This window comes from Vibrio sp. ZF 223 (assembly GCF_003050585.1).
In the GTDB taxonomy this organism is placed as follows: domain Bacteria; phylum Pseudomonadota; class Gammaproteobacteria; order Enterobacterales; family Vibrionaceae; genus Vibrio; species Vibrio crassostreae.
Genome location: NZ_PIGB01000009.1, coordinates 202,949 through 221,012, shown reverse-complemented (window position 1 = coordinate 221,012; position 18,064 = coordinate 202,949). Strand labels below are relative to the sequence as shown.

16 protein-coding genes, 1 tRNA gene and 1 rRNA gene are annotated in these 18,064 nt (G+C 43.5%); 6 read left to right on the top strand and 12 right to left on the bottom strand.

The genetic code is table 11. The features are described from left to right. The first annotated feature begins 218 nt into the window (after positions 1–218). A 5S ribosomal RNA gene (gene rrf, locus CWO13_RS17595) occupies positions 219–334 on the top strand. A gap of 104 nt (positions 335–438) precedes the next feature. Continuing rightward, positions 439–529, top strand: a tRNA-Ser gene (locus CWO13_RS17590). A 294-nt stretch (positions 530–823) separates the two neighbouring features. Here CWO13_RS17590 and CWO13_RS17585 read toward each other — a convergent pair. Next, positions 824–2,308: a sulfatase-like hydrolase/transferase gene (locus tag CWO13_RS17585; RefSeq protein WP_198592492.1), complete on the bottom strand. Its 1,485-nt coding sequence runs from the start codon at positions 2,306–2,308 to the stop codon at positions 824–826. Between CWO13_RS17585 and CWO13_RS17580 the strand changes: the two genes are divergently transcribed. Beyond that, complete coding sequence (locus tag CWO13_RS17580; RefSeq protein WP_102460916.1) at positions 2,307–3,161, top strand: glycerophosphodiester phosphodiesterase family protein; 855 nt, start codon at positions 2,307–2,309, stop codon at positions 3,159–3,161. The two genes, CWO13_RS17585 and CWO13_RS17580, sit on opposite strands and share 2 nt — an antisense overlap. 72 nt (positions 3,162–3,233) lie before the next feature. Here the strand turns inward: CWO13_RS17580 and CWO13_RS17575 are convergent, their stop codons facing one another. The 6 genes from CWO13_RS17575 to ppsA all read right to left on the bottom strand — a co-directional run bounded on the left by CWO13_RS17575 (position 3,234) and on the right by ppsA (position 11,459). Further along, positions 3,234–4,556: a CoA-disulfide reductase gene (locus tag CWO13_RS17575; RefSeq protein WP_102478931.1), complete on the bottom strand. Its 1,323-nt coding sequence runs from the start codon at positions 4,554–4,556 to the stop codon at positions 3,234–3,236. A gap of 77 nt (positions 4,557–4,633) precedes the next feature. After that, positions 4,634–6,040: a cation:dicarboxylate symporter family transporter gene (locus CWO13_RS17570; protein WP_017102501.1), complete on the bottom strand. Its 1,407-nt coding sequence runs from the start codon at positions 6,038–6,040 to the stop codon at positions 4,634–4,636. 37 nt (positions 6,041–6,077) lie between these two features. After that, complete coding sequence (locus CWO13_RS17565) at positions 6,078–6,461, bottom strand: RidA family protein (protein WP_017111552.1); 384 nt, start codon at positions 6,459–6,461, stop codon at positions 6,078–6,080. A 24-nt stretch (positions 6,462–6,485) separates the two neighbouring features. Then, entirely contained in the window at positions 6,486–7,151 is a 666-nt protein-coding gene (locus CWO13_RS17560; protein ID WP_170960781.1) for a helix-turn-helix transcriptional regulator, read from the bottom strand. Positions 7,152–7,554: 403 nt separating this feature from the next. Beyond that, a complete protein-coding gene (locus tag CWO13_RS17555; RefSeq protein WP_108083290.1) occupies positions 7,555–8,889 on the bottom strand; it encodes an MATE family efflux transporter in 1,335 nt (444 codons plus the stop codon). A gap of 197 nt (positions 8,890–9,086) precedes the next feature. Continuing rightward, positions 9,087–11,459, bottom strand: coding sequence for a phosphoenolpyruvate synthase (gene ppsA, locus CWO13_RS17550; protein ID WP_107899079.1), 2,373 nt, complete (start codon positions 11,457–11,459; stop codon positions 9,087–9,089). Between the two features lie 178 nt (positions 11,460–11,637). Between ppsA and ppsR the strand changes: the two genes are divergently transcribed. After that, positions 11,638–12,471, top strand: coding sequence for a posphoenolpyruvate synthetase regulatory kinase/phosphorylase PpsR (ppsR, locus tag CWO13_RS17545; RefSeq protein ID WP_048661622.1), 834 nt, complete (start codon positions 11,638–11,640; stop codon positions 12,469–12,471). A gap of 125 nt (positions 12,472–12,596) precedes the next feature. On the opposite strand, the gene grxB is transcribed toward ppsR, so the two are convergent. The 3 genes from grxB to CWO13_RS17525 all read right to left on the bottom strand — a co-directional run bounded on the left by grxB (position 12,597) and on the right by CWO13_RS17525 (position 14,846). After that, positions 12,597–13,229 carry a glutaredoxin 2 gene (gene grxB / locus CWO13_RS17540; protein ID WP_107899080.1) on the bottom strand — a complete coding sequence of 211 codons (633 nt, stop codon included), beginning with the start codon at positions 13,227–13,229 and terminating at the stop codon, positions 12,597–12,599. A gap of 313 nt (positions 13,230–13,542) precedes the next feature. Then, positions 13,543–13,701, bottom strand: coding sequence for a hypothetical protein (locus CWO13_RS17530; protein WP_004733064.1), 159 nt, complete (start codon positions 13,699–13,701; stop codon positions 13,543–13,545). Between the two features lie 164 nt (positions 13,702–13,865). Beyond that, positions 13,866–14,846, bottom strand: a complete 981-nt coding sequence (locus CWO13_RS17525) for a Gfo/Idh/MocA family protein (RefSeq protein WP_108021188.1) — start codon at positions 14,844–14,846, stop codon at positions 13,866–13,868. A 219-nt stretch (positions 14,847–15,065) separates the two neighbouring features. Between CWO13_RS17525 and CWO13_RS17520 the strand changes: the two genes are divergently transcribed. Together CWO13_RS17520 and CWO13_RS17515 are read left to right on the top strand one after the other, a co-directional pair. Further along, positions 15,066–15,548, top strand: a complete 483-nt coding sequence (locus CWO13_RS17520; RefSeq protein WP_048661625.1) for a GNAT family N-acetyltransferase — start codon at positions 15,066–15,068, stop codon at positions 15,546–15,548. A gap of 2 nt (positions 15,549–15,550) precedes the next feature. Beyond that, positions 15,551–16,306, top strand: coding sequence for a L,D-transpeptidase family protein (locus tag CWO13_RS17515; protein WP_057623890.1), 756 nt, complete (start codon positions 15,551–15,553; stop codon positions 16,304–16,306). Between the two features lie 92 nt (positions 16,307–16,398). On the opposite strand, the gene CWO13_RS17510 is transcribed toward CWO13_RS17515, so the two are convergent. Both CWO13_RS17510 and CWO13_RS17505 read right to left on the bottom strand, forming a co-directional pair. Continuing rightward, entirely contained in the window at positions 16,399–17,136 is a 738-nt protein-coding gene (locus CWO13_RS17510) for a sulfite exporter TauE/SafE family protein (protein ID WP_055318354.1), read from the bottom strand. Positions 17,137–17,296: 160 nt separating this feature from the next. Further along, complete coding sequence (locus tag CWO13_RS17505; RefSeq protein WP_048663262.1) at positions 17,297–18,016, bottom strand: glycerophosphodiester phosphodiesterase family protein; 720 nt, start codon at positions 18,014–18,016, stop codon at positions 17,297–17,299. Positions 18,017–18,064 lie beyond the last annotated feature (48 nt).

The following is an 18,064-nucleotide window of genomic DNA, read 5'->3' as shown; positions in this document are numbered from 1 at the left end:
TGTAAGTGCTGCGAGGCATTGAGCTAACCTGTACTAATTGCCCGTGAGGCTTAACCATACAACACCCAAGGGGTTTTGTGGACTCAAAACTATTTGTCTCCGCTTTTTAAAAGCAGAAACAAAGTACAAACGCTTGAATGAGTTTGATAGAACAGAAACAGCTTTCCAGATTATTTTTCCTTCAGTTTTTTAAAAGCTGAAAGTAAAAGCAAAATTTGCTTGGCGACCATAGCATTGTGGACCCACCTGATTCCATGCCGAACTCAGAAGTGAAACACAATAGCGCCGATGGTAGTGTGGGGCTTCCCCATGTGAGAGTAGGACATCGCCAGGCTCCAAATTTATTTTCACTTTTTAAAAGTGAAGACAAAAAGCTTCGTTATTTGCATAGCAAGTAACAACCTCAACAGTGCACAAATCTGTTGACGACAATTTGTTGGAGGGATGGCTGAGTGGTCGAAAGCACCGGTCTTGAAAACCGGCAACCGTTAATAGCGGTTCTAGGGTTCAAATCCCTATCCCTCCACCACCATTGAAAAGCCCGCTGAGAAATCAGCGGGCTTTTTTTCGTTTTAACGTTTCAAACCTTTATATATCCAGTCAAATAGTGAACTTTCAGTTATTCACTCACCGATACTATAAGAGCTCCTAAATCATCTTATTAGGTTGGTTGCCAACAAGGTCAATGAATGTCTTATATAAGTGACATTTAACTGATATCAGCTTACACAGAGCGAAATAAGAGTCAGATTAATGTTAGGAAGCCGATATTTACTACGTAACCTTTGATGATTCATGATTTTTTAGTAACAGAGCTACTCGCTTAGTCGATTTTTCTTATCTTAAACTCACTTGTTAGCACTGAGTCGTACTCCTTTCCTATGTACTTGGTATTGAAGATACTTTTATGTTGCTCTGTCTGTTCTGAAGATATTCCTACCCATTGCGCAAATGTGTCTGAAAAGTCTCTCAGATTGTATTTGACCGAATGTATTTTCGTTTCTTGTGGGTCATTACTCATTGCTATGAAAGGTACTTCTACTGCCTGCCTTGTAAAATGTGAGCCAGTACCGTGAATTAGATACGGTGGAACGTTTACAGACGTTAGGCCATGGTCAGAAAAATAAATGATTTTATATGTTTTATCATGGATCGTGAGTAAGTCTCTAAGCCTTTCTATAAAAGCTACGCCATAAGCCACTGATTTTGAATAGCATATGAGGTACTTGTTATCTGAGGGTTTTAGTGAAATTTCTTCATCAAATCTCTTACAAAAATCATAATGAGACCCCATAGTGTGGATGAAAATCACTTTTGGCCTTTTAGTCTCTTCACGAATTGCTTTGATCACTTCTGGTAGGAGAATGTTATCGGGTTCAGCTTTATCATAAGACGTATTCTTATAAAATTGGTAATGTGCTCTACTAGCGATTGCGGATACCTGTGTCTCGTATTGCCCGATCTTTGCTTGATTTGATATCCAATAAGTTTTCATTCCAGCATCATTAGCAAGATCTATCACATTTAAGTTTTTATCATGCCTGTTTACATCTAGGCTCTTTGATAATATTCGAGGGACTGAGAAATATGTAACAACGGATGGGGAAATAACACCATTAAATATGGATGCTCCTTTTATATTTCCATTTTTTTCGTTATACGATGGGTAGTGATTTTTGATCACAGATTCACCAATATTTACGATGTAAATATCTTTTAATACTTTGTTTGTATGAACATTCTCCCATTTTGAAGAGATTACGGATTTTCCCCCTTCGAGAAGAGACAGCTCATAATATAAAGAAATAGGTTTAATAACTGTAATTAACCCTAAAAAACTAAACCACACTTCATGATGGATTGTTTTTAAGTATTCTTCATTGATGTATGTCGTCTTTTTATTATCATGTAAGCTATAAAATTTTGTGACTAATATGCTGGAAAATAATATCAACATAATTAATGAAAATGACTTACCAACCTTTCCTAAGGTAAAGTGAAATGATAAAAAAAGTAGAATGGAAAATATAATAATTTTTACATATGTTATGACGCTAATGCTTTGTATATGTTCAAGTGCCTCACCTCTATTAGACTCTAAAACCGAACCTAAGACACCTAAGTCTAAGCTTAGAGAGTTTAATCTTAAGTAGAAATCAAAAGTCATTATTACCGTTAGAAGAAGAAATACAAATCTATTACCGACAAATGCTATTATAGTTGCTATAAATAATATGTTTAAACTCAATATTGATAGGGTAAACCAAACATTATCATCAACCCCAGTTCTCAACAGGTAAAATGTCATGATACTCAAAGGAATCAGAGTCTTAATATCAATATTTTGTCTAGTTCTCATATGTTTTTGGGTAGCTTTTGTTATCGGCCCTTCGATGAGTGTAGTCATTGATGTATGGAGAGGCAATGTAAAGGCATACCCAAATGAACATAATAACATCCCTAAAATTATCGGTAATTCTGGTGGTTTGATCGCACATGCCGGTGGGGGAATCAACGGATTAAAATATACAAACTCGTTAGAAGCGATGGAGCAATCAATTGAACATGGATTCAAGATGATAGAGTTAGATCTACTTATCTCATCGGATGGAAGGATTGTTGCTGTTCATGATTGGAAGACTTTTCACGAAATGACAAATTCTAATAATACTGGGTCTATTAGTTCTAAAGAGTTTGAATCAAAGATAATTTATGATCAATATAAAACATTAAATATATCGACAGCTATTGATATTCTAGATAAAAATGATGTGGTATTAGTTACGGATAAAATAAAAAATCTTGCCTTGCTTTCAAAGTATATAATAGATAAAGATAAATCTATTATCGAAGTATTCAGCACAGATAAATATAATGAAGCAATAGAGTTAGGTTTTAATAATGTCGCATTAAATATAGATCTAAATACACCATTGATTCTTGAGTGGATTGATTTAAATAAAATTAAGGCTGTGACGTATCGGGGTGATAATCTTGGCTCGCTTGGGAGCGAGTATCAGAAGGCGATAGAACTAAGCAACATGGGGGTTTCTGCCATGATTTATTCGACAAATGATTTAGACTTGGGTGGTATTAAAGCTTCTGGAATCGGAAATTTTGCGTTATATGTCGACTTTGTTCTTCCATCAGATGAACGTTAAGGTTTTAGTCCATCCAAAAGCAGAGCGTAATCGCTCTGCTTTTTGTTTATCGGTACTTCTATGTCATTTCGTTTACTTCGCGACGTTACCAGCCACGTTCAGGGCATCCCAAGTACGCGCAAATGGTGGCGCATAGCAGAAGTCCATATAACCAAGCTGTTGGGTGGTCATCTTAGCGGTGATAGCAACTGCTAATGCATTGATGCGACCAACTGCTCCTTTCTTACCTACGATCTCACCACCTAGAAGAACCTTAGTATCCGGGTGATAAACCAGTTTGACCTTGATGTCTTCTTGGCCTGGGTAGTAATCGGTTTGGTTCTTGTCTGAAATCGTTGATACTTTCACATCTAAGCTATGTTCTTTCGCCAGAAGTTCAGATATGCCGGTACACGCCAGTTCGTAATCGAGCACTTTCAAACAAGATGACCCCAAGAAGCCCGACATATAAGTATCTTTGCCTGCTAGCTTGTCGGCCATCATGCGCGCTTGCTTGTTGGCTGTGGTTGCTAGAGGAACATAAACAGGTTTGCCTAGTGCCATATGATGGACAACGGCACAGTCGCCGACAGCATGGATGTAAGCATCTTCAGTGGCACCATATTCATTCACCAACAGAGCGCCGTTTGCAGCTTTTGGTAGTTCGAATGCTTCAGTATTTGGTTTGAAGCCGAGTGATAGGATAACGATATCAGCTTCGACGTTGCCGTTATCGGTTTCAACGATGTAACCACCTTGATCAGCATCACGAATAGCTGACACGCTGCAACCTGTTTTAAGATCTGCACTTGATTCCCGAATAGCACCTTCGACTACTTCAATGATTTCTGGACTGAACTGACGGCTCATGATGTGCTGTTCACGTTCGATGATCGTCACGTGCTTATCTAAGCCATGTGCCGCATCGAAGACTTCCAGCCCGATAAAGCCTGCCCCGATGACACACACGCGTTGTTTGCTATCGTCTTTAAGCGCTTCCTTTACTGCTAAGCCATCTTCCATGCTTGTGAGTGTGTATACGTACTCTGGATTGAATTCACCGAATGATGGAACGATCGGACGTGCGCCTGTCGCAATCACCAACATATCGTAATCGATAGTGGTCTCTACGTTTTGGTGACGGACTTTAATCTGCTTTTCAATGCGGTCTAGTGCGACCATCTCTGTTTCAACACGAACGTCTAAGCCAGATTTAATCGCTTGTTCTGGCGTACGAGAAATCATGCGTTCTGTGTCATCAAACATGCCACCTGCAAAATAGGGTAGACCGCATGCTCCAAAAGATATGTAGCTACGCTTATCTAAAACGATGACTTCGTCTGATGGTTGATTACGTTTGTATTTTGCTGCGAAACTCATACCAGCGGCGCTACCGCCTATAACAACAACTTTCATATTTACTACCTAAATAACCTGAACTCAGGAAAAACAGAAGAGCACTCAAGTGGAGTGCTCTTAATTAAGTTTGAGAATTATACTGCTGCTTCTTTTGATACTGTCGCTGTAACGTCAGCGTCGTATTGTTCAGTATCCAGTGAGCCATTCTTCTTCGCTGTTAGAACACCAGACAACATAGAGCCAGAGATGTTTAGCGCAGTACGAGCCATGTCAATTAGCGCTTCGATAGACACGAGAATCGCTACTACTGTGATGTCTAGACCCATGATGGTCAGTACTGCTACTGCAGCGAACGTTGCACCGCCACCAACACCCGCGATACCGAATGAAGCAATCGCGATAACAGCAATCAGTTGTAGGATGAAGCTTAAGTCTACAGGCATGCCCATTACTTGTGCCGCCATGATAGCGAGCATTGCTGGGTAGATGCCCGCACAGCCGTTTTGACCGATACTGGTACCGAAAGTCGCTGACATGTTTGCTGTTTCTTCGTCTACACCTAGGCGTTGAGTTTGTGTTTCAACGTTTAGTGGGATAGCCGCCATGCTCGAACGAGAACCGAAGCCAAATACTAATACAGGCCAGATTTTCTTCATGAACTTCGCTGGAGAAAGGCCGAACATAGATACCATCACGAAGTGGATGCCGAACATTACGCCGATTGCTACGTAGCTCGCTAGAAGGAAGCGGCCCATTTCAGCGAGTGCGAACAGGTCGTTGGTCATCATGAACGTGGTCATCAGAGCAAATACACCGTAAGGCGTTAGCTTCAGGATTTCACGAACCATTGAAAGAACCACTTCTTTTGCAGAGTTGATGAAATCAACGAAGTTTTGCACTTTCTCTGGCTTACGGTTCTTCACTTGAAGGATACAGTAACCAAGGAACATACCGAACAATACAGTTGATAATGTTGAAGTACGTTGAGAACCCGTTAGCATGTCAAAGATGTTGGTTGGAATGATAGACAGAGCCATACCAGACAGACCACTGCTTGCCATTGCATCTTGTGTTGCTACCAGCGAATCACCGCGAGCTTCAATCGCACTGTTTGTGCCGATAGTGCTTACTAGCGCGTTCGCATCGATACCAAATAGGTAAATACTTGCGATACCAACGGCTGCTGAGATTGCACAAGTGAAAAGTAGAATACCGATGATCTTTGGTGCGATACGAGATAGCGCACCACCGCCTTCAACGTTCATGATCGAAGAGATCATCGCCACGAATACAAGTGGGATAACGATCATTTGTAGAAGTTTGATGTAGCCTTTACCGAACACTGAAATTAGTTCAGCAAAGCCAGATGTTGCAACGTTACCGACACCGAAAACAAGTTGAATTGCACCACCGAACAGTAAGCCAGCAGCAAGCGCACTCAGTACGCGGAAGTTAAAACTTTTCTTTTGCTTTTTGAAGTTCGACAGCAGTGCGTAGAACCCAAAGAACAGTACGCTTAATGCGATAAATGAAACGCTCATGAGAATCTCCTATGATACCCATTAATACCTAAATCGGTTATTTTTTGTATGCGATGGCTTCAACTTCAACCAGTGCGTCTTTTGGTAGTCGTGCTGCTTCAACACAAGAGCGAGCAGGTGCGTTCTCTGTACCAAACACTTCTGTGTACACTTCGTTAAAGGCAACGAAGTTTTCCATGTCAGACAGGAAGCAGGTTGTCTTCAGCACGGTGTCCAGTCCCGCATTACTTGCTTCTAATACCGCTTTTAAGTTTTCTAGAGACTGACGAGCTTGCTCTTTGATGCCGCCCTCAACAAACTGCATCGTTTCTGGAACGAGAGGTAATTGACCTGATGTATAAACCATGTCGCCGTAAGACGTACCTTGTGAGTAAGGGCCGATAGCTGCAGGTGCTTGTTCAGTGGCAATGATCTGTTTCACGATGTAACTCCTAAATTATTGGTTTTATTCTGATTTAAATTCACGGATAAACTTGTAAACCGCCTGTCGGCTGATCCCAAGTTGCTCTGATACTTGTGTTGTCGTCTCTTTTAGCTCAAATACTCCGTTATCAAACAAACAACGAATGATGGCTTTGTTGCGACCTTTGGAAGAAACCGACTCATCTTGGTCAACCTCGTTAATGGCTGAGCTCAATGCTTGTTGAATGACGTCGTTCGCATTGTTGCTGAATGTCTCGCTGACAATGGTTTGAGGGACATTGCACTGTGGCATGAGCGTTTTGACGATTTCTGGGAATGGGAAAGATAAGTTCATGTTGATACACAGCATACCGATCGGCTTTTGTTGTGGACCAGCTAGTACACAGGTGGTCGATTTTAGTAGGGAACCATCAGCGGCGTTGGTGAAATAGCTCTTCGGTGAAACTTCGCCAGTTTTTTCGAATGTGCTCCACATACGTAAACCTAAATCGGTAATAGGTGAACCGATTTCACGACCAGTATGATGACCATTGACGATCTTCACGACAGAGTTTTCTAAGCTTTCAAATGAGTGAATAACTACCTCACAGTAGGGACCAATCAAGTCGGCAATCGTGTCCGCCAAGCGGAAGTAATTGCTTAAACATTCTCTGTCTTCATCGGTGAATCGAACTTGTTTTACATTCATGATTTCGGTTTACATTTTTGAACTCAATGACTGAAATCTACTCCTTTGGTGGTATTTAGGCAAGATGCAGTAAACTTCTGTAAACCGATAAAAGCGTATAAAACGCCAACAAATAGCGGAAATTTAACCAAAATTAAGAGTGAAATTTGAACAGGATCACTAAACCATCTTCGATGTGGTTTAATTTCTTAAACCCCATCAAGGTTTACATATTTAAAACCAAAGGTTGCGTTTTTGAAGGTTTTAATGATCTAGGGCAAGTTATAAAAACTCTCGAAATTAAAGGGATGTGAAATTCATTAAATGGATGGAAGATATACTGAAGTTTCAGGTACAAAAAAGCAGCCTTAAAATTAGCTGCTTGTTTAGTTGGAAATGGCTGACTGATGAGTTCGTGAATTGCCTATTTGGCCAGCTTATCCTTGACTTGCCCAAGAGCTCGCTGGTACATAAACCATGCACAGGTGCCTGCAAGTATATTACCTACCATAGCTCCCCAGAATAGGCCTTCAATGCCAGCGAGCTGCGAACCAACCCACAAGCAAGGTAAGAAGAAAGCGAACAGACGCAATGCAGATATCGTCAAGGCGGTGTAAGACTTGCCCAAAGCGTTCGAGATAGAAACCATAAGCATACAGGTACCCAAAGGCCCTAAGCTAATAGGCACGATCAGTAGGTGGTAGTTTAAAATCGTTGAGACTTCGTTGTCACTAGTCATGAGATTCGCCAACCCGCCAGAGAACAACCAGGTCACCAGTGCGATCACCAATTGGAAACCTAACACGAAGGTAACGGCAATCTTCACAAGACTACGTATGTTCCCAAGGTTCTTTTCCCCTAACATGCGGCCAATCATAGGTGGCATCGACATCGTCAGTGCTAGCACAGCCACAATAGAGAAGAATTCAAAACGAGAACCCAACGCCCAAGCTGCGACGGCTGCGGTGCCATAACCAGCAAGTAGCTTAGTCGCTAACATAGAAGAGACTGGCGGCAGTAGTTGGCTGATCATCGCTGGCCCTATGATGTTGCCAATTGATCGAACACTCTTGCCGATATCAAGATCGTGCCAATCGAACGTCATCCAATGTTTCTTGGTCACTTTGGGAGCCACGATAAAGATGCCCGCACCAAAAGCTAAGATGGTCGCGATAGCTGCACCATTGATGCCCATGTCGAGAGTAAAGATGAAGATTGGATCCAATATCAAGTTGATGATACTGGTTGCGATCATCATTGAACCGGGCAGCATGGTATTACCATTAGCTCGACACACACTGTAGTAAAAATAGAGCAGCGCACCTGTCCAAGAGCTGACTAGCCAATAGATCCAGTAAGAATCAATGATCGGTAAAACCGTCGGTGGCGCATCGAGTAGTTGTAAGATGGGTCCACGAAGCAGATAAATGATGACGGAAAAAAGCGCAACACTCACGCTACCCATTGCAATCACTAGCCCGCCCAGTTGTTTCGCGTAACGTAATTCATTGGCACCAATGGCTCTTGCAATGACTGCTGTGGTTGCGATGCCTAACCCAACCTGAATACCTATGATGATCATCTGTATTGGCAGTGTGAAGCCTTGAACCGCGAGCGGCAGTACGCCTAGCTGACCTATAAAGGCGCTATCTACAAGCTGGAAGCTCATTAGGGAAAGTACCCCAAACAACATTGGCCATGTCATTGTATAGAGTTGTCGGCCAAGAGAAGGCGAGGGCGTTGCGGTAGTCGAATTCATATCTGTCTTATTGGTCTTGAAGGTAGGTTTGTCGTGGTGACAATTATCTCAATGAAGAATTGCGTAAAGCATAACGTAAGGTCAGCTCGATACCAATGTTTGTTGTGATAGGTAGATTATTTTTGTTCGCTTTCGGAGAATAAAAAGCCAGTCGTCGTGACTGGCTTTTGTCGTTTAGGTATCACGAGAAGCGTTACTTATTTATTTGCTACGTTACCCAGTTTCAACCATGTATCGATAACCGTGTCAGGGTTCAACGAAACAGAGCTAATGCCTTGTTCCATTAACCATTCCGCTAGGTCGTCATGGTCAGATGGGCCTTGGCCACAAATACCCACGTATTTACCTGCTTTGGTTGCTGCATCGATCGCCATTTTCAGCATCGCTTTCACTGCAGGGTTACGCTCGTCGAAGAGGTGTGCCACGTCACCTGAATCTCGGTCTAGGCCAAGCGTCAGCTGTGTCATGTCGTTCGAACCAATAGAGAAGCCATCGAAGTACTTCAAGAACTCTTCAGCCAAAATTGCATTCGATGGTAGTTCACACATCATGATAACTTTCAGACCTTGGTCGCCACGGCGTAGGTCAAACTTAGCCAGAATGTCGATAACCGATGCCGCTTCGCTTGGAGTGCGAACGAATGGAATCATAATTTCAACGTTCTTAAGACCCATCTCGTTACGAACACGCTTGATCGCTTGAGTTTCTAGCTCGAAACAGTCTTCGAATACTGGCGAGATATAACGAGATGCGCCACGGAAGCCCAACATTGGGTTCTCTTCATGTGGTTCAAACGTTTTGCCGCCTACAAGGTTGCTGTATTCGTTCGACTTGAAGTCAGACATACGTACGATCACACGCTTAGGCCAGAATGCAGAAGCGATAGTCGCGATGCCTTCCGTTAGCTTGCTTACGTAGAAATCGATAGGATCTTTGTAGCCGCGAATACGTTCGCTGATTTCTGCTTTTAGCTCGTCAGTTTGTGCATCGAAGTTCAATAGGGCTTTTGGGTGAATACCGATCATCTTGTTGATGATGAATTCTAGACGAGCAAGGCCAACACCTTCGTTTGGAATTTGCGCGAAATCGAAGGCACGATCTGGGTTACCCACGTTCATCATTACTTTGGTTGGCAGCATTGGTAGCTCATCAACCTCAGAACGTTTGATTTCAAAGTCGAGTTCGCCGTTGTAAACGTAGCCTGTTTCGCCTTCTGAACATGACACTGTCACGGTATCGCCATCGTTTAGGCTGCTTGTTGCTGTACCACAACCAACAATCGCTGGGATGCCAAGCTCACGAGCGATGATTGCAGCGTGACAAGTACGGCCGCCACGGTTAGTGACAATCGCAGACGCTTTCTTCATAACAGGTTCCCAATCTGGGTCTGTCATGTCTGTTACCAGTACATCGCCTTCTTGAACCAGTGACATTTGGTCTAGAGAGTCAACCAAACGAACTGGGCCTGAACCGATACGTTGACCGATAGCACGGCCTTCAACCAAGACATCGGCCTTGTTGTTCAGTTCGTAACGCTCGATCACGTTTTGGTCGCTTTGAGAACATACGGTTTCTGGGCGTGCTTGAACAATATATAGCTTGCCGTCGATACCATCTTTCGCCCACTCAATGTCCATCGGACGTTGGTAGTGCTTCTCGATGATCATCGCTTGTTTTGCTAGCTCTTTGATCTCTTCATCGTTCAGAGAAAACTCGTTACGCTCTTGAGTGTCTGTGTCGATGATATCAACTTGCTTGCCGATCTCTTGATTGGTTGAGTAGATCATCTTGATCAGTTTAGAACCAAACGTCTTCTTAACGATTGGGTAGTGACCCGCTTCTAGCATTGGCTTATGAACGTAGAACTCATCTGGGTTCACAGCGCCCTGTACAACCATTTCGCCTAGACCCCAAGAAGAGGTGATGAATACCACTTGGTCGAAGCCAGACTCTGTATCAAGGGTGAACATCACACCTGAAGAAGCTTTATCTGAGCGAACCATGCGTTGAATACCCGCAGACAATGAAATGCCACGGTGGTCAAAGCCTTGGTGTACACGGTAAGAGATCGCGCGGTCGTTAAACAGCGACGCGTAAACGTGCTTGGTTGCTTCGAGTACTGCATCGATACCTTTTACGTTAAGGAAGGTCTCTTGCTGGCCTGCGAATGAAGCATCTGGAAGGTCTTCTGCAGTTGCAGATGAACGCACAGCTACAGACAATTCTTCGTTGTCTTCAATTAGCTCACGGTAGTTCTCACGGATATCTTGCTCTAGTGATTCTGGGAAGGGGGCTTCTAGAACCCATTGTCGAATCGTTGCACCTGTCTTACGCAGTGCGTCAACGTCTTCAACATCAAGTTCATCAAGTAGTTGGTGGATGCGCTCATCAAGACCTTTGTAGTCAAGAAAGTCGTTAAACGCATACGAAGTGGTAGCAAAACCATTAGGTACAGAAACACCAGCATTGGACAGGTTAGAAACCATCTCGCCCAGTGAGGCGTTCTTACCGCCGACTTTGTCGACATCTTCCATGGATAGGCCATTGAACCATAGGGTATTATTTTGCATTTATTTCTCCAGAAACATAGCAAGCATTGTAGGGATTTAAAGGCAAACGATTACGTATCAGTTTAAAAAAATGTAAATTATTTTCTAAAGCTGTGGGGGACGTAATAGTCAGCAGGGTTTCGTTATATATATTATGGTTCCCATCCTACTCAAAATAATTTTAAACATTAAATAAAAAATGCAAATTGATATTCAAAGTCGTGATGTATTCTATGTTTCTGATGGAACGGCCATAACATGTGAGACTTTAGGGCATGTTGTTCTAGGTCAATTCCCCTTCAAAGCCAATGAAAAAACCTTTCCGTTTGTGGAAAGTGAGGACAAACTTTCTGATTTATTAAAAGAGATCGAGATTTCGTATCGCGATAACGGAGTCGAACCATTGGTGTTCTTTTCAATCGTGATTCCAGATATCAAGGCTAAGCTGCTTGAAGCGCCAGCGCACTGTTATGACGTGTTGGAAAGTATCGTTCAGAAGGTTCAGGATGATATTCAGATGGCACCTGTACCTAAACTGCAACGTTCACGCAGTGTGAACAAAGATTCGGTGAAGTACTTCGACCGTATTGCTGCGATTGAATACACACTCGCACACGATGATGGCATCACGCTCAAAGGACTGGAAGAAGCCGACATCATCTTGTTGGGTGTATCTCGAAGTGGCAAGACGCCAACAAGCTTGTATATGGCGATGCAGTTTGGTCTACGCGTAGCGAACTATCCATTCATCCATGACGATTTAGCGCGTTTGAAGCTGCTGCCTGAGTTTGAGATATACCGACACAAGTTGTTTGGTTTAACGATTGACGCAGAAAGGCTGACTGAGATTCGTGAGAACCGTTTAGCGGGCAGTGAATACGCGAGTGATTCGCAGTGTTTGTATGAGCTACAAACGGTAGAAGCGATGTTCCGCCGAGAAGCGATACCTTATATCAACACGTCTTCATTATCGGTAGAAGAGATCTCGACCCGAATCTTAGAGCGAACCGGTTTGAGAAGGCGTCTGCTGTAAGACAAAGCCTTAGAGAAATAGAATGGCCAGATAAAAGAAAATCGAAGCTAGCAGGGTTGATACCTGAGAGCTTCGATTTTTTGTTTGTGCTCGTTGCAATCGCGCTAGCGAAGCAGAGACCGTTTTTATCGAAGTAAAGAGAGCTTCAGCGGTTCACTTTGCTTCTCTAACCAACGTTCTAGCGCTGGTGGCCATGTGATGCTTGGCTCTACGCAGAAACCGCGCAACATAGAGAAGTACACCGCTTGATCGATAAGAGGCTGTGATGACTCACCATGCTCTATATCCAGTAAGAGTTCGGCATCTTTCAGTAATGGGTTAATCAGTTGAACGAACTGAGGCGTCTTTTCTAAGAGTTCTTCAAAGTTAAAATCTTCGGTCTCTTTACTTGCACGCCAAGCTTCTTTGGCTCCAGCTGAGCGATATTCAGCCAAGTCAAGGTTCCACCAACGTGGGCGTCCAATCTGTTGAGTAAGAGGGAAAGCACGGCTTTGGAAAAGAGCAGCTTGCTCTGATGGTACACGCTGCTCGTCGCTTGATTTTAGGTCCATGAAGTACGCGATAATATCTAGGCTCTCTGCCATGATAGATCCGTCGTCTTTTTGTAAGACGGGTACCATCTTTTTACCGATCAAATCGATAAGAGTTTGGGCGTCATCATAATCGACAGAGACAAGCTCGATGTCCAAGCCTAGAGATTGAGCAATGTAGGCGACTCTTGCGCAGAAAGGGCAGTGGTCGTAAATGTAAAGCTTCATAGCTTCCCTCAGTTCAGGTTATTATAAATATAAGCTAATGCTAATGTAACAGAAAGTCTTGCTAAAACTAAGCGCTAATAGACAGTGTGTATCAACAGACAATAAGTACTTAGTGTAAATACTCTTTGATTGATTCTATTGTCTGTTGGATTCGGTTTTACTGCGACGAGTATACTAATGGGAAGACTGGTAAGGAATTGCAGGCATAAAAAAGGCTCTGGCTGCTCACTCTAATGCAGAAGAGTGAAGTCAGCCAAAGCCTCAATTTTGTTATCTTTAGCAGAGTGACTACTAAAAGGGCAGAGTGGTTAAACTATGCTTTTTTAAGATCTTGTGCTGGGTAAGTAAGCGTCATTGCGCCTTCTACCGTTGTAACGTGAACGTAGCCACCACCAGCACTTAGGCCAGTTACTACCATTTCACCTAGTTCAACACCTTTTGTTGCTACAACGCGATCATCAACTGAAAACACTTTACACACCTTCAATAAATTAAATAAATACGATAGATATCGAACGCGGATTTAAACAGATGGCACCCCAATCAACTAATCCAGTTATTTGTCGTAAAGATTAAATTTAGTTATGTATAAATCAGTATGTCTTAAAAATCAGCTTGTTAACTTACGCTGTGACGTTATTTATCCGCTGGATAAACGACACCAATTTGCTGACGCATCTCTGTAATTAACTTGGCAACGGTTAAAGCACGCTGTTGGGCTTGCGCTTGTGTCGTGTGGTCGCCAGCAATGCAGCTAGCAAAGGCTTGTGCTTCGTAACTCATGGAGTTCTCGCTTTGTACTTGAGTAAGGTTTTCTACCGTGCCATCACGCAAGCGGATCTTAACGTCGGTGCATTCAGCAATGTGATCGATGATGATCGCCCCTAATTCACCTTGGATCTCACTTGGAGCATAAGAGTCGCTGACTTTAGAGTGAGCAAGCGTTACGTCAAACTCAGGATACTGGAAGATCGCACAGCCATGAGCATCGACACCTGACTCAAGCAGCTTCGCAGAAGCTTGTGCATTCTCCGGCTCACCAAATAGCGCGACTGCTGCGGCTACGCAGTAAAAGCCAATATCAACCAACGATCCGTTAGAAAAAGCTGGGTTGAAGGTGTTTGGGTTCTCGCCGTTTAGGTATTTTTGGTAGCGTGATGAATACTGGCAGTAATTGATGTGCGCTTTATGTACCTTGCCAATCTTTTCTAGGCCGAGTTGGACTTGCTTAAAGTTTGGTAGGAATTGAGATTTATACGCCTCGAACAACACTACGCCGTTTTTCTCAGCCACTTCGAACATGCGTGTTGCTTCATCAATGTTTGATGCAACCGGCTTTTCACAGATAACGTGCTTACCGTGTTCCATCATGAAGATAGATTGCTCGCAATGAAGTGAGTTCGGTGAAGCGATGTACACGGCTTCAACCGTTTTGTCATTTGCCAATGCGTCGAGTGAGTCATACGTCGCTTCAACGTCAAATTCTTGGGCGAACTGTGCCGCACTGTCTAGATTTCGAGAGTAAACCGCAGCAAGTTGCATCGATTGAGATTCGTGAGCAGCTTGAACAAACTTTTGTGTAATCCAATTGGTTCCAATTACAGCAAACTTAATCATATGGGTATCCAGTCGTTAGTCGTCGTTAGTGTATTGATTCTACAGAGATAGTAGCACTCAAAGGCTGGCAATGTGCCTGAGATTTGCGGAACAATTTACCTAAACTTAGAGCCTAATATTAATAACCCGCCTTCACAGAGCGTCTGAGTTGACCAGTGTAACGGTGCACAATTAAGCCATTTTTGCTAAGGTGTTATTGAATTCAAACAAGGTGATGATATGCAAATCCGGACCGCCAAGGTAACTGATATTAGCTCGATCTTGGAGCTCTCTGAACAGATAAACCGTCAACACCACCTTGGTGCTCCTATGGTGTTTGCGCCAGCCTCACAGGGTTTAGGTGATAGTGAAGAATATTGGTTGGGATTGATGCTTGATTCGGTTGGCGCTTTCTTTGTTGCGGTTGACGATCAACAGGTGGTTGGCTTCTTAGCTGGGAAGGTAACGCAGAATAAAGGGGTTAGCTTTATTCAGTCGCATAAGGTGGCAAGGGTGAATACGATTGTGGTGAACGATCAGGTTCAGAGTCAAGGCGTCGGCAGAGCGCTGATGAAGTCATTCAATCAATGGGCGCAAGCGAGTGGTGCTATCGAGCTTAGGTTAGAAGTGATGGAGTTTAATCAGCAAGCTAAGGGTTTCTATGAGTCGTTAGGAATGGAAACTCAGTCACGAACCATGTCCATGCGTTTTGAGGAGATTTGAGGGTGCGTCTGTTTTGGTCTTTATTACTGTGTTTACTGTTTGTGGTTCCGAACGCGAATGCTGAGCAGGTCGTAGTCGAGAAAATAGTCTCTGACGCGACGGCGATCGAGACGATTGTATTCGAGTCGGCACCAGCTCACTCTCAACGTGTCTCAACGTCTTCATCTAATTCAAACTCCAAACATGTGATTATTGTGGATGATGTCCTTAGCAGTAATTCTGGCGAACAAGTTGCCCAGTTGTCTCAAGGTTCATCTATACGTCCACCTCAAAGCTCATCTCGACAGTTTTATACTCTACCAGCTTCCTCTTCTGATACAGATTCGTTGCTGCAAGTGGTCACCTTGGTCAAAGTTGATAAGTCTAAACGCAGAATGTACCTGCTCAAGGGTGAAGAGGTGATCCAGGAATTTCGTATTGCGCTAGGCAAACAACCTAAAGGGCATAAACGCTTTGAGGGAGACAACCGAACGCCTGAAGGGGAATACCAACTCGATTATGTGATGAAAGAGTCGGACTTTTATCGCTCAGTACATATTAATTACCCGCAACCTTCGGACATGCAATGGGCAGAGCAAAATGATGTGGACCCTGGCGGGAACATCAAAATCCACGGCATCAAAAACGGAGAGCACCGTTCACCTAGCTTTATTCAAAGCTTTGATTGGACGGATGGCTGTATCGCATTAACTAATCAAGATATGGATGAGTTTCTCCAACTTGTAAAAATGGGTACCCCTATCCATATCGAATGGTAGTCATTGGTACCCAATTTTCTCAATCATTTTCCGGAATCAATTAGCGCAGTCAATTCGCGAAACCAACTTCCAAAGTCAACCGCTAAAGCCAGTTACAGTAAAACTCGACCTGCACTGAATATCGCAATCACGATGAGTAGTGCAATGGTGACTGGCTTAAATTTCGCTCCCCCAAATCTCTCGAATAGTTTAGAACCCACATAACCGCCAAACATGCTGCTTGGTAAGAGCGCGAGAGTTAGCCACACCACATCTCGATCGACCAATCCTGCGATCGATGCTGAAACAAACGCGGTGGAATCCGCCAATACAAAGAAGGCAATCAGGCCAGCTCTAGCAATGTGTGGTGCGACTGGGCTTGCCAATGCGTGCGTGCCAATCGGAGGCCCTGACATCGATGCTGCGCCGTTCATTACCCCTGCAAGGCTGCCTAGAATATAGGGAGCAAATCTAGGTTCATTTTTGTACTGGAAACCTCTGTAGATCATAAGTGCAGACGCAAAAATGAAGACACTGATGATCAAGATGATCGTGTCTTGGCTAACGGATTTAAGTAGAAGTAAGCCGACAGGCGTAAAGGCTAGGCAAGGGATAAATACCTTTGAAACCCAGCGCCAGTTGACGTGTTTTCGAACCTTAGGCAGCAATTGAATATTGCCCAATAGGTCGATTAGCATGAAAACGGGAACCAGTTCGATAACAGGGGCGAATAACGCACTTAATGGCAATGCCACTAAGGTGAAACCGAAACCTGAGAAGCCACGAACAATAGCGGCGAAAATGAAGATTGCACCCAAAATTGGGAAGGTTGGACTAAAAATGAGATCCATAAATTAAGTAACCAATGAAGCTGTCTAAATAGAGCGAGCTAATGAAACCAAGTGAGTAGCGGAATGTACTCCTGCTCACTTGTGTTTGCTACCTAATTTTGAGGTTTCCCGAGAGTTAGTTTTAAAGCCTCTCGGGGTTGTTTTTACAGTATTCGCTTGGTCAATTTATAGAGGTAAATTGATTCGGGAAATCAGTGAATACGGCATCTACTTTTGAGATGAATTTGAAGTGAGACGGATCGTTTACGGTGTAGCACCATGTTTGGATTTTTGCTTCACCTAGTGTATCGAGATCGCTCTGAATCACGTGCTCGTAGTTCATGTGGCAGCTGAACGCTTTAACTTCGTCAATCAACATCAAGTCGGCTTGAGTCAGTTGCTCTGTAATTACACCAACGCGGTATCTCGGCAGGTGACGAGCCATTTCAGAAACCACTTGATGGCTGAAACTTGAAAGCAGCACTCTGTCGGTGTCTAGATTTGAACGAATCAACTCTGTATGTAGCAAATCAACGACATGAGGGGCTTGATGTCGACTGTCGACTTTAATCTCTAAGTTGACGCTGAGATCATGCTGCTCAACAAGCGCGAGCAATTCTTCCAGCGTCAATATTCTTTCACCAGCGAACTGCTCAGACTTCCAACTGCCAAAATCAAGCTGACGCAGTTCTGCAAGGGTGTGTTCGTCGACACGACCTTTGCCATCGCTGCAGCGCTCAAGTGTGTGGTCGTGACAAACCACAAGTTGATCATCCTGAGTTGGCTGAATATCTACTTCAATCCATTTCAAACCGAGTTTAGCGGCTTGTTCAATGCTTGCCTTGGTATTTTCTGGGTGAGTACCTGCTACACCCCGATGACCTACGATGATAGACGACATAATTAATCCTTCTTAAAGACGCACCGTAAAAACGCATTAAATATCAGT

What these genes read in the sequence shown, in the direction of transcription:
- CWO13_RS17505 (WP_048663262.1), bottom strand. Translation starts at nt 18,016, where the DNA reads ATGTCGTCTATCATCGTAGGTCATCGGGGTGTAGCAGGTACTCACCCA.
- ppsA (WP_107899079.1), bottom strand. Translation starts at nt 11,459, where the DNA reads ATGCAAAATAATACCCTATGGTTCAATGGCCTATCCATGGAAGATGTC.
- CWO13_RS17570 (WP_017102501.1), bottom strand. Translation starts at nt 6,040, where the DNA reads ATGAGCGTTTCATTTATCGCATTAAGCGTACTGTTCTTTGGGTTCTAC.
- CWO13_RS17555 (WP_108083290.1), bottom strand. Translation starts at nt 8,889, where the DNA reads ATGAATTCGACTACCGCAACGCCCTCGCCTTCTCTTGGCCGACAACTC.
- CWO13_RS17575 (WP_102478931.1), bottom strand. Translation starts at nt 4,556, where the DNA reads ATGAAAGTTGTTGTTATAGGCGGTAGCGCCGCTGGTATGAGTTTCGCA.
- CWO13_RS17560 (WP_170960781.1), bottom strand. Translation starts at nt 7,151, where the DNA reads ATGAATGTAAAACAAGTTCGATTCACCGATGAAGACAGAGAATGTTTA.
- ppsR (WP_048661622.1), top strand. Translation starts at nt 11,638, where the DNA reads ATGCAAATTGATATTCAAAGTCGTGATGTATTCTATGTTTCTGATGGA.
- CWO13_RS17580 (WP_102460916.1), top strand. Translation starts at nt 2,307, where the DNA reads ATGATACTCAAAGGAATCAGAGTCTTAATATCAATATTTTGTCTAGTT.
- CWO13_RS17525 (WP_108021188.1), bottom strand. Translation starts at nt 14,846, where the DNA reads ATGATTAAGTTTGCTGTAATTGGAACCAATTGGATTACACAAAAGTTT.
- CWO13_RS17510 (WP_055318354.1), bottom strand. Translation starts at nt 17,136, where the DNA reads ATGGATCTCATTTTTAGTCCAACCTTCCCAATTTTGGGTGCAATCTTC.
- CWO13_RS17585 (WP_198592492.1), bottom strand. Translation starts at nt 2,308, where the DNA reads ATGACATTTTACCTGTTGAGAACTGGGGTTGATGATAATGTTTGGTTT.
- CWO13_RS17520 (WP_048661625.1), top strand. Translation starts at nt 15,066, where the DNA reads ATGCAAATCCGGACCGCCAAGGTAACTGATATTAGCTCGATCTTGGAG.
- grxB (WP_107899080.1), bottom strand. Translation starts at nt 13,229, where the DNA reads ATGAAGCTTTACATTTACGACCACTGCCCTTTCTGCGCAAGAGTCGCC.